This window comes from Parabacteroides sp. AF48-14, assembly GCF_003477465.1.
Taxonomy (GTDB): Bacteria; Bacteroidota; Bacteroidia; order Bacteroidales; family Tannerellaceae; genus Parabacteroides; species Parabacteroides acidifaciens.
In genome coordinates this window covers 65794-77918 of record NZ_QUDI01000009.1, presented here as the reverse complement: position 1 = coordinate 77918, position 12125 = coordinate 65794, and the positions used below count along the sequence as shown (strand labels likewise).

Annotated in this window: 8 protein-coding genes; all 8 read right to left on the bottom strand. The window is 44.1% G+C overall.

All coding sequences use genetic code 11. The features are described 5' to 3' along the window. Nucleotides 1-5: 5 nt before the first annotated feature. Nucleotides 6-320: a helix-turn-helix domain-containing protein gene (locus DW083_RS06185; protein ID WP_122331807.1), complete on the bottom strand. Its 315-nt coding sequence runs from the start codon at nt 318-320 to the stop codon at nt 6-8. 211 nt (nt 321-531) lie between these two features. Further along, on the bottom strand, nt 532-1305 hold the full coding sequence (locus DW083_RS06180) for a DNA adenine methylase (RefSeq protein ID WP_122331806.1): 774 nt from the start codon (nt 1303-1305) through the stop codon (nt 532-534). Nucleotides 1306-1498: 193 nt separating this feature from the next. Further along, nucleotides 1499-1957 carry a hypothetical protein gene (locus tag DW083_RS06175; RefSeq protein ID WP_147382099.1) on the bottom strand — a complete coding sequence of 153 codons (459 nt, stop codon included), beginning with the start codon at nt 1955-1957 and terminating at the stop codon, nt 1499-1501. A 6-nt stretch (nt 1958-1963) separates the two neighbouring features. Further along, the gene (locus DW083_RS06170) at nt 1964-4405 is read right to left on the bottom strand and encodes a hypothetical protein (protein WP_122331804.1); all 2442 of its coding nucleotides are present in this window, start codon (nt 4403-4405) and stop codon (nt 1964-1966) included. Nucleotides 4406-4443: 38 nt separating this feature from the next. Beyond that, nucleotides 4444-5154 carry a hypothetical protein gene (locus DW083_RS06165; RefSeq protein WP_122331803.1) on the bottom strand — a complete coding sequence of 237 codons (711 nt, stop codon included), beginning with the start codon at nt 5152-5154 and terminating at the stop codon, nt 4444-4446. Nucleotides 5155-5277: 123 nt separating this feature from the next. Beyond that, nucleotides 5278-5751 (bottom strand): hypothetical protein, encoded by a 474-nt coding sequence (locus DW083_RS06160; protein ID WP_122331802.1) that lies wholly within the window; start codon nt 5749-5751, stop codon nt 5278-5280. A gap of 32 nt (nt 5752-5783) precedes the next feature. Beyond that, nucleotides 5784-6149: a hypothetical protein gene (locus tag DW083_RS06155; protein ID WP_122331801.1), complete on the bottom strand. Its 366-nt coding sequence runs from the start codon at nt 6147-6149 to the stop codon at nt 5784-5786. Beyond that, nucleotides 6146-12124 carry a leucine-rich repeat protein gene (locus tag DW083_RS06150; RefSeq protein ID WP_122331800.1) on the bottom strand — a complete coding sequence of 1993 codons (5979 nt, stop codon included), beginning with the start codon at nt 12122-12124 and terminating at the stop codon, nt 6146-6148. Before DW083_RS06150 ends, DW083_RS06155 begins: the two co-directional genes overlap by 4 nt. Nucleotide 12125: the final 1 nt, after the last annotated feature.

The window sequence follows — 12125 nt, the reverse complement described above, 5'->3', positions numbered from 1 at the left end:
TTTTTTTAGCACAAAGCGATTTTATTTAAGTTGCTTATTTCCAACTGGGCACTTAATCCCATCGCTTTTAATAACTTTATTACAGTAGAAAATGTCAGATTCTTACCATTTTCTATCCTGGATATTTGAGCTTTTTGCACACCGACTAACCGCCCTAATTCTTCCTGGGTGAGTCTCTGTGCTTGCCTTGCTTGTTTGATAGCTTCACCTATCCGGAACATTTCCAAGTCTTCTTCATATTTATCACGTCTTGGAGTCCCTTTTTTCCCAATCAGCATATCCTCGACCTCTTCTTGTGTATAAAATTTCTTTTTATCCATTGTAGAAATTCTATGGCGTTAGGCAAATATATCACTTTAAACTTCTCTCTTGCTTCCATGTGCTTATCATCCAACATGACAAAGATACAAAAGTTTCTATAAATAGAAACAATATAATTGGCAAAACGACGGGTACAGCTTTTTGGAACGAAAAGTATAAAAATAAAATGGCGTTTAAACAGACTTTGCTTGATGTTTAAACGCCATTTCTTTAGTAATTACATACAATCCATTCTTCTTGTTTCCTTCGGCTGGTTCGACTTGCAGTTATAGTCCGTTCAACTTTGTGGATCGTCCAATTGAACTTGTTTGAATACTCAGTGATATGGACATTAGGAAACATTGTTAACATAAACTTCCCTTTCAACGTGGACAGCACTTCTAATAAGTCAATGAACGCCTGTTCATTGAATAGCCCATTATAATGGGCACAGTTTGTATCAATGTAAGGTGGATCAACAAAATGAAATGCTCCAGGGCGATCGTAACGTTGAATGACTGACAGCGCATCTTGACATTCTATTGTTACATGTTCCAAACGAGTACAAAGTTCTTCTGTAAATGCATCTTTGGCATTTCGTAGCTTTTTTGGCATTCCTCCTTGGAAATCAAATCCAAATGTCCCGTTTATTTTGCTCGCGAAAGATGTTTTTGTCAGATACCAGAATGCACAAGCACGTTCAGATGGTCGAAACATTGCAGGATTATTGTATATATACTGAAAATGTTCGTGTTGACATCGACTATGTAAAGTCTTGTCAATCTCAACTTTCAACTCAGGATAATAGCATTGTGCTATCCAATAGAAATTAATAATTTCAGCATTAACATCATTGATCACTTCGCAAGAGACAGGTTGTTTTGCAAATAAGACAGCAGCACCGCCACAGAACGCTTCCGTGTATATGGTATGCTCTGGAATCAATGGTAGGATGTGCTTTAACATTGTTTGTTTGCCTCCGTAATAACTAATAGGTGTTTTCATTTTGACTTGTTTTTAATTGTTTATACTTTTGTAGTCTCTGACTTACATACATGCAAAATGCGACACGTCGCGACTGAAGGTCTAAAGCCCCCGGTCGTGCGGCGTGTCGCATTTTGTTAGTATGTAGGTCAGAGAACTACTAACGAACTGGGGGCTTTCTTTTACACCTGCCCCCGTTTGGGTGTTTTATCAATTATTGTTCTTCATCCGCATTATCGTTTAAAAGTTTTTCTAACTCATTAATTTTATCTCGTATCGCTTGCCGCTCAATGTGAACCAGGTTAAAGTCATAAGGGACAGATTCGCCGATCAAATAAGCTTCATAGGCTTTAATAACCTTGTAATCGGTTGTCTTAAGCTCATCTTCCAGCCAGCCGATTTGCTGGCGAACGTATTCGGGTTCGACGATCCGTTTTAACACGATCTGTTTGTCGATGTAGTAATACACGTTCGTGTGACCGAGTATTTCTTCATCGGAGCTGAAATCGTATTCATCATCCCATTTCAGAGCCAGATAGCAATCATTCGGATAAACAACGTAACCATCCGTGCGCCTCCAGGTATCGAACATCTGCTCACATCTCAACTCCCCTCTCTTCAGGAGATAATCATTGATTATCCTACCTGTTGTTCTATTTACTATTAGTACCATAATCAATCAATTAATTCCTAAACAATACCAAGTACGACCAATCTTTTTAAAGTGTCCGGTTTGACCCGGCTTCAATTCCACATATCCAGCTCCACTTCGAACCACATTAATTCCATATAGCGGAGTCCCTGATAGAAGAGAGTAGTCGCTATTACCGTTTGTATTTCCGTTTATTATAGCAGAACCGGTTGCCCAATATGCGCAAGCGATGTATAGATCATAGTCTTGCGCGTCCATGCCACCTTTATTACCGCAATAGGCTTTCCATGAATTAGGATTATCGCCAAACCAATCCTTGATTGATTCACCGGTAGGAAGCGTATATGTTCCTGCATTAACAAGGCTACAATTATGATCATATCCAGTTGTTGAATTAGGTATATTGCCTATTGGAATACCCAATCCTGTGACATTACCTGTCACAGCAACGTTACCAAACACTGCTAAAGCTGTATTCTTTACTCCGTAGTCTGCCTTTATCAGCATTGATGTCTTCGGGTTAGATGTTGCAGTATTGTCGACGAACATATTTTTTAAATGCGATGTAGCAGAGTAAGCTCCTGATATATTAGTCGTTATATCAATTCCCAAAGCGGTAATAATTGCATTATAAGTTTCCGTAGAACCTTTATCTACATTCCCGATATATAATTTTGCAACCTCGGAAAAATTGTTCCCTACATGCTTTAACCGACCAGCATCGACAACAAAGTCTGCTATTTTCGCTCCAGTTGTTACAGTAAGGTTTCCTGTGACAATTTCCAAAGAAGAGATATAATCAGCATTAATAATCTTTGTTACTAAAGCTTTTGTTACAATAGCTTCCGCATCAATCAGATTTGTACGTAAGTATCCACCATCAAGAAGGGACTCGCCATTTGCCGCAGACATAACCATTGCAGCATAACTACTATATCCTAAATTTTTAGCTAAGGCCTCTTTCGCCGCATTGACATCAAGTGTTATTTGCTGATTCGCATCTTTAATAATACTATAAGACCAGTCATTCAGGTCAGGCCTGTCTGCTATATTATTATAACCTGTTGTACCAGCTTTAAATACAATTTTACCACCAATTTCCCCCTGTGCTACATTAAAATAGGTTTCCCCATTAGGACTAACAATAAGCCCAACTGTTATGCGTCCTGGGAGGATTTCTGTAAAACCATAGACCGTTACGAAACTACGTTCATCTTCAAATTCACTTGATAAGGCGCCAGTCAGAAAATAATAGTATCCATCGCCTGGGTCCATTTTATAAGGCGTTTTGCTTAGGATAAACGAACCTGTTGTCCCTGATTTACTACATTTGGAATAGAGATACATAGCGTTGTCTTCGTCCAGCGGAGGTGATGTATAAGCCGACATATTCCAATATTTATATTCAGATGCGGCATGAGAAGAGGACAATTTAGATACACCCAATGTCATGTGTTGCAGAATCCCTGCCGGAATAGTGAATACTTTCGTTTGCTGGTTATATTTGAAATCTGGGATGATTTCTGACGGATTTGTTTTACTATTAACGAATCGGAATTGAAGACTTTCGTCCCCAACCAACATCGCCATTGTTTGGATTGTGATCGGGTTGATAGATGCACTAAACCCCGAAATGGCAGCTTCAAGCATAGATAAGGCTTGGACCGCGTCACGCCAGCGACGCTTGGTAAAAGACAAAGCATTGTTGTGCCGCTCTTCATCTTTGACCTCATCACCTTCCAGTTTGCCCAAGTCGGAGGAAAGGAAACCTGGTACTGGCGTATTTGACAGTTCCAGTTCCGGGCTGTGAGGGTTATTGATATAGTCCTTTATGCCAATGATCCGGATCGGCAAGCCGTTCGGCTGGAACTGCGTATCGCTAAACAGAATATAACTACCCGGTTGCAACTTGCCGCCTACCTCCAACCATTTCTTCTTGGCCCAGATGCCATCAAGTTCGCCAGTAAACGTAAAGTTTTCCTCTTCCTCTTCATACATATATTGGACAGCCTCCCGAAACATATCCCAGGAAGCTCCTGTTTTGGTTGTATTGTCGCATACATAGGCATCAGGAAGCGATATGTTGAATATGGCATATGTGTCACCAATGGCAGGCTTGAATGTATCATTGGGCATGATCGTTCCGTCAATTTCTTGTGGCACAATTTTAAACCTGCGCTCTGTATGGACATAACCAGTCAAGGCATCATCTGTTTGTTCAATATCAAATTCCTTTCCGGCCATGATTCCGCTTTGGAAGATGATCGTTGCTTTTTCTCCCGCAATCCGACATTGGGAATAATCTAAAGCAGCAGGAATAGTGTTGTCTTTGATGTCATAAAAATTCTTTTCAACATCTACCACAATGACTTCGCTAATCGTTCCCACGCGCGACGGATAAATATTGGAAGCATCGTAGCCATCTTCATTGTATGTTGTCAACTCACGATCTGCACGTGTGATAAACATACCATCGGCATCGGTTTTATAACGGCGTCCCTGATATTCTAACTCCTGATTTTTAGGGAGTAGTAGAGAAGTACTGCCGTATTTGGATGAATCGATATTCCGTTCACCACCTTGTACATATAATATAGTAACTGGGGCTTTTTCGCTTGATTCTGGCGGCCGAGGCCTGTTTTAAAGCCGTTGCCTTTACCGTAGCTTAACGGAAGCGGATCATCTTTGAAACGCTCTACTTTGCCGAAATTGATAGTCTTGTTTACAAATTCAAATTCAGTATTGTATTCATCGGATATCCTGTTAATCACTTCCATACAGGTTTCGTGATTGAAGGCTATTACCTTTTCGCTTGCTTCAATACAAGTTCCCAGCGTCCAACCACTGTCATGCAGGTTCAAGTTGTCGATAAGAAGTTGCATGAACATACGCGGTTTAGCTGTCAGTGGAAACTTCAATTTATGAGGCTTGCCGGAGAGTAACTTGTATTTCGTCCGGTTCAGCAATTCCCACCATCCACCAAACACGACGGTATATTCCAGGTTGCGCTCCCCATGTTTGGTCAAGTTTTCCGGCTTCCAGAGTGTATAGCGTTGCCCTTGAAACTCGATATAACTATAGATCGGTATTTCAACATGATCCGTGAGGGAGAAGTAAAGATATACTTTATCACCTTGCTTGATGGCCCGGTAACGATAACTTGTATCATCAACTGGAATGTCAAGAATTACCTCATTCTTTTTATCGTATATAACCATTGATTTATATATTATATTGTCTTTAATACCTACATTTGTACGGCTGTATGAATAGCCACCCTCAATTTCCTTTTTATAGGGGAGTTACGCTGTGAAGTGAAGCTCCCCCTTGATGTTACCTTATTAGTAGTATTTCAGAAAGCTGAAACTACTCGCATACTTCCTTTCGTTACACGGCTTCCGGTACTCGTTTTCCAAGTCATGGGCTTCTCTTTCAAACGCAATAGCATAATACGCTTTGTCATGAGCTTCCTTCCACTTCCTGCCCTTCTGCCTGGCAAGGGTGATAAAGAACCAGATCAGGTACTCTATCAGGTACCAGGCATAATAGAGTAAAAGCGGGATAGCGATAAGCGCCAGCATCCACCAGCCGAATTTGTCAAATGCGAAGCAGGTGAACACAATCCCTAACGCGAGAGCCAGGCCGGCGGTGAATAAGGTTTGATACTGCTCCACGTGAACAGCCTCATGATACTTCGTCCGACTGGATAGTTCAGAATGTTCTGTGAACACTGCCCCGAAGAGCATAACTGTTGCGAAGTCGGCCAGGAATGTGACGATCTTCGCGATCTTACTGTTGTAATAAATCTTTGCCATATAAGTTTGTTTTGTGCCGGTTGCCCGGCGGGTTAATTAATGCCTAATAATTCCATCATCTTGGCTACCTTCTCTTCCAGTGCCCGGTAGTCGGATAGTGTGACCTTTTGAGGCTGATCCGGTTCGTCTGCCAGTTCTTCGTCCGGTAGCTGCTCTACAGGTTCGTCGGGTAAGAGTTCCGTAACTTCATCGAGTATTACTTCGTCCTCGACAGGAGCGTCGATCTCTTCAAAGTGTTCAGGGAGTTCCAGCAAGGGGACTTCCAACTTTTCACCATTCAGGTAATAAGTATAGCCGAGATATATTTCTTTCCCGAACATTACCTGATCCGATATACGGCGGAAGACTTTACCTTCTTCCGCTGTAATGTGTCTACTGTTCAATTCATCTGTTTTCATGCTGTTTCCTCCTCTAATACTTCATCGGGAAAATCTGTTGCAAAATCACTCATGGGTTTAATACGGGCTGCTAATGCGGACCAATTGGTTGCCGTTTTATAGGTGTCGACGGATTCATCAGGGACGTAGATTGGACAATTATTTGTATTATAAAAAGTAGAAGTGTCTATAGTTGGAGGCGTTATTGTGATTGCTTTAATATATTTCAGACTTCTACAACCATAATAAGTTTCAACGCCGAGATCGCTAACATTAGCTGGTATAACGACTTTTGATAATTCATAGCAGTTCTTATAAGAATAAGAAAAGTTATTTATTTCAGTACAATTATCAAAAGTATCTATATATACAGTTTGAAGATAAGGGCACAAACCCATAAAAGAGCTAAAATTCTGTGCTTTCACACATTTATCCAACAGCCCTTTTGCGTAGAAAAGGAGGCGTTGGTTGTAATAGAAACAGCTTTTGAAATCTTGTCGATTTATATCATTTTCAAACACTAATCCAACATATCTCGTCTCACGACATTGATCAAAAGAAATATTATTGATTTTACTATTACCGATACTCCAATAAGCGTATAATGAATACCGCCCACCGGATGCTTTTGTTATGTTTTCACAATTAGAAATTTCTACTTGATATATTCCTTTAGAAGTATAAGTATGTTCATACGACGAACTGGTACCTTTAGCAATATCACTACTTCCATCCCCCCAATTTATAATATAATCGGTCGTAGTCGATATAATGTATATATCGGCAACACGATCTCCTAAATAGGCCATTTGGATATTCCCATTCTCTTTTGGTTTAAAAACAATAGGGTTTAAGAATAAAGAAACATTTACTGAAATAGCAGAAGTCCCTATATTAATTTCACCTATATAATCCAAACAATTAGGGTGTGTCACTGTATAACTCAATGTCCCCTTCCCCAATAGCAATATACATTCTCCATAAAGATTTGTAATCGCTTCTTTTCCGTCGCAAGAAACCGTAGCACCTTCTACTGAATTTGAAAGATCATCTTTCACTATAAACTTTACTTCTACAGCGGCATAGACTTCTACTGTATGTGTTGTGTCATTGGTAATGGCCGCAAAGGAGAAGGTATTCCCTGCATATCCAGCAGCTTCTACAGTTCCCTCCACAGCTTCCCCGCCTCGCTTTAATGTTACATAGCCATCTGCATCTGTGACGTAAACATCATTACCAATTATTACGCGCGCATTTTCAATATATAGATTCTGATTATAAACCTTGACGCGGATTTTTCGGAGGGGAATATAGGTAATACTATATGATTGCGAGCGCGTGCCAGCAACAAGGTATGTATCTGAATAGTCTTCGTGATTGTCACACCTGAAAGTGAACTCAATAATTGAGTCATCATCTGCCGTCACCTTGTACGTCGTTTCACTGACCTTTACAGCCTCAAAATTGCACTCAAACGTAGAGTTTGTGATAGTCTTCGACTGCGAAGATGAGAACGTAAACGTCGTCACCGTCGGTGCCTTCAGATTCGTGTAGGTTACCTCCAACTCCGGGAATGCCGCCCGGATCGCGGCTAATTTATCCTCGACAGCCGTCACCGCATGGAACTTACCCGTCACGACAGCCGTCGCAACGTTATTGCCCTTTTCGTCAACCCCACCGAGCTTGATCAGCTTGTACAGGATGTCAAGGTTAGCCCCTGTAGCATTGAGATCGATTAGGCGGACACGGCTCAAAGCAGGATTCTTCATTGACAAACATCTATCGACAACCGGGAAGATGTTCACTCCGGGCGTGCTCTCGCTGATGATCGTAGATAGCTTTTCGACGCCGGCCAACTCAAAAAATGCATCTAACAACTTCGGCTGATTCTTCAGTGTTAAGTTCGTGATAGTGCCAGGCAAATACAGCTTAGCCAGGTTACCACCTTCCGGAAGGTTTACAGCGGTGATCGCCGTGCCCTGTGCGTATATCTCTTCGATGTTCGTACAGTTGCGTAGCTCGATCGGCTCGGAGTACTCCGGACAGTTACGGACGTCCAATTTCTTTAACATACGGTTCGTTCCGATAGACAGACTACGCAGATTCCGGTTCTGGTAGCCTTCCACCCCAGAGCCGACGATTAACTCCTTCAACCGGCTCATCTTTGATACATCTACAGTACCGGGATACAGCGGCGAGAGGTCACCCAGAGAAGCGATCAGGGATGCGCCGTATATGATCGTTTCCGTGTCGTTAAACTGCATGTTTTCCGGGGCCGTCATTGTCTTTGTCTCGTTAAAGCCTACACGTTGAGACTTCGTCACTGATCCCCACTTGACATTAAAGTACATCGCATTAAACGCCGTCAGTGTGAGGTCGGCACAAGGCTCTACTCCTTCCCAAACGGCCGGAGTATAGGTTCTGAACACAGCAGTATCACCCAGGATCGAACCGGCTAAGAATTTACTATCGAGGTACAGAAAGCGATTTTTCCAAATCCATTTACCGTACATCTCACGCGATCCCTGAAGAGCGTACAGGTAAGCCCCTGTCTTGATCGTCTGCGGGTTCTCATGCGATTGAGAGTAATCCAAATAACCCTCAATCAAAGGCTGCTCATACTTGTAATATCCGTCCTCGTTATAGATAGCTTCCGACCACTTACCAGCCTGGCGGGTATAGAGGTAGTCCATGAGCTTGTCGTAAGAGAGGATGTTTCGTTGACGCATCGTGTAGTACATCTCCCGTATTTCGTCGGCAAAGGCTTCCTCTACAAGCTTCCACAGCTCACTGTCGGCACCGTTCCAGACATTCGCGCCGTTCACAGTATCGTGCGTTTCGACGTTATAAAGCAAGGCTATCAGACCTTCGTTGTTGATCGGTAACAGGGTGTCATTATCGTACAGGATAAACAGCCACAACTTGCCACGGTAGCGCGTCAGGAACATGTTCTTTGCGCGCTGGTCGGTCATGCCAAATACCAAGGTAAGGAGCGCGTAGATAACGAGCATATCCTTGTCGAAATATAGACTGTATTCCGCCTTAAACTTTGCCGGGTCACCTTTACATGAGACTACCCAATCAAATATTTTCTTCACCTCTGTGATGTCGGCACCACCGTCCGGATAACGCGCCTCGATTGTTTCCTGCCACTTCGTAAAGTCTGCCGACTTGAACAGTGCCAAGTCGGAAGTGTTGTTCAGGAACTCCCAACTCTCGTCACCGTCCTTGAAACCGAATGTGTTCTCTGCAGCCTTGTCTGTGTTAAGGTTTACCTTGCCAACGAATACCGGCTCACTGTCCGGGGTAGCCTTGTGGAACAATACACAAGGTTTGCCGGCAACCGTCGTACGGGTCTTAGGATCTTCCTTCTGCGCTTCGGTTAAGAAGCCCATCTCTTTTAACATCCAGTCGGCGTAATTGGCTACACCTGTATTATGCGTACCGGATGATTCGGCAAAGTCCGTTTTGATACAGAATACCTTTGCCGGCAGAACTTCGTCCGTTACTTGGAACATTTCTGCCTGTTCCCCGCTCTCGATGTATGTCAGACCGTCGATAAACTCAAATTTGTAGTTCTTTCGAGGGTAATACTGCGAGCTGGTCCCCTGGACGTTGTTCTTTACGTTCGCCCACCAATTCAGTACACTATTGCCGGACGAATAGTAGTATATCTTATTCGTCTTCTTGTCACCTTTGTATTGAGGGAGATCACCCTCAAAGACAAGGCAGTCGATGCGCTCGTTCACCTTCGTGAAAGAGACATTTCCATAGGCGTCGTAAATATCGTTCTTATTGAACACTTCGACTTTCTTATCGTAATCGTCGATATCCGCGATGTAGTTGTTCAATAGCTGATACCGGTTCAGGTTGTTGTTGTATGACCGGATAGCGTAGATGTCGACTGTCGCATCTTCCCCGCCGATTGTGATACCGACAGGGCCGGCCTGCATGAAGTTATCTGTCTCCGGGTATTGGAACGTTTGAGATTTGATGCCGTTTACATAGATAGACAGTAGCCGGTTGTCCGATCTTTTCTCTGTCACGAATGCAAGGCGAATGCGTTCTTCGTCTTTAAACTTCGTTTCGATATCCGACTGTTCCGATTTGATTCGTGCCGTCTGGGAGGTGATAAGAATACCTCTTTCGCCGGACCAACAGGAGATAACAGGTGTGTCGTAGTTATACACGTCACGCACAAGGAACTCGACCTCTACCGTTTTACCCGTAGCGCGGAAATCCTTTTCAAATAGCATCAGAGGAATAACAACCTGTGCCCCGCCGTTCACGCGCAGGCAGGTACTCCCGGCATCGTCCGTCACCCAGCCGTTTGTTTTCCAATTAAACCCGGACATCGTAGAAGAGATATCGCCGGACTTCCATTCGTCTTTATTATTGTCGCTGTTGGAGCGGTTCTGTGACGTCAGATACAGTTCCAAGTCTGCCGTCTCCGGCTCCACGATCACGGCTGCTTCCGTCACATCTAAGTTAAACGTCTTCGACACGCTGCCGGATGCGATCTTCAGGACCAGCGCACCCGGCTTAGTGATCCGGTAGGTCCATGTCTGTAATGTCCGGTCAACGGTCTGTTCCGACAGGATTACTCCGTCGACGGACAGGGTGACGGCGGCGGTAGAAGCCGCCGGGTTGTAAACGACGAACGGGATAGACAACCGGTCATACTGTTGCGCCGTCACCAGATTGAAAGACGAAGCGACAATGACCGTATTATTCCCTGTCGTAACACATATCAAGTCATGAGCCAGCTCGTTACTGCGAACCTCCACGCCGTTGACCGTCGCCGTCATGTAGACAACAAGACGGTGTGCGCCGTGAGATTGTGCCGGGATCACCTGGGAGAGCTGGCGGTTGGAGTCGGTTGTTTCCTTCGTCGCGATCTCTTTGCCGTCGAGCACGAAGTGTACTGTCTTAGCGATAGCCCCGACGGGCGTGTACCGGTAAGTTATCTCTCCTGTGTTGACCAGAGTATCGTCGTAACTGTCCGCCAACGAGAGGCTGATAACCTCGACCGTATAAGCCAGCGAACGAGATTGCCCGGTGCTGTCCAATACCGTAACCTTAACCTTGTTCGTTCCGATGACCAGCCACTTGCCCACATCGAAATAGTTATCTCCCTGCGTGATTGCCTGTGTTGCTACTTTTTGTGAGTTGATAGTGTAAGTCGCCGTACCGTCACCTGTCTCCGAGCCATCATCTGCGTAGATGGACGTAAAGTTATAGCCAATCCGGACAGATGCGCCGGACACGGTGGACAGTAAAGTATCAGTAATAGATTTCACTTTACAAGTGATTCCGGCTGAACCGCCTCCGCCACCGGTTCCAGAACCGACAGGAATAGGATCACCGACCGGAACACCGTCAACGGTCAAGTATAACATATTCTCTTCAGCATACCCGCCGTCTACCTTGCCTTCCTCCAATGCGGTAATACGACTATCGTATTTAGAGACCTTGCCAATCTGCTGCTGGGCAAACTCGCCCTGTTCCTTAGCAAAATTTGCCTGTTCCTCGGCTGCCTTCGCTTTCAAATCTGCATTCAATGCGGCGGCGTTAGCCTTACCTGTCGCGGCCTCGGCGTCCGTCTTGCTTTTCGCAAACTCTTCCTGACGCTTCAGTTCTGCATTCTGACGTGCTTGTTCGGCCGCCTGCCACTGAGAATAACTATCTCCCCATTTCACATAGTCGTCGGAAACTTCTGCCTCCAACTGACGAAGGTCAGTCATTTTTTTATTCGCATCTTCAGTTATTTGCGCCATCTTACCGTCCGCATCTTTCGCCGCCTTATCCGCTTTTCCTGCCGCGGTGTTGGCGTTCCCGGTTGCTTCGACCGTCTTTTCGTAGGCGGTTTGCACGTAACTCAAATCTAACTGTACGCTTGTCTTTTTCCCATTGATAAACTTATAACCGAGGGAGACAAAGCCCACCAAAGATGTGGCAGGCGTCATTTCTGATATCTTGATTCTCTTCTTTGCCATA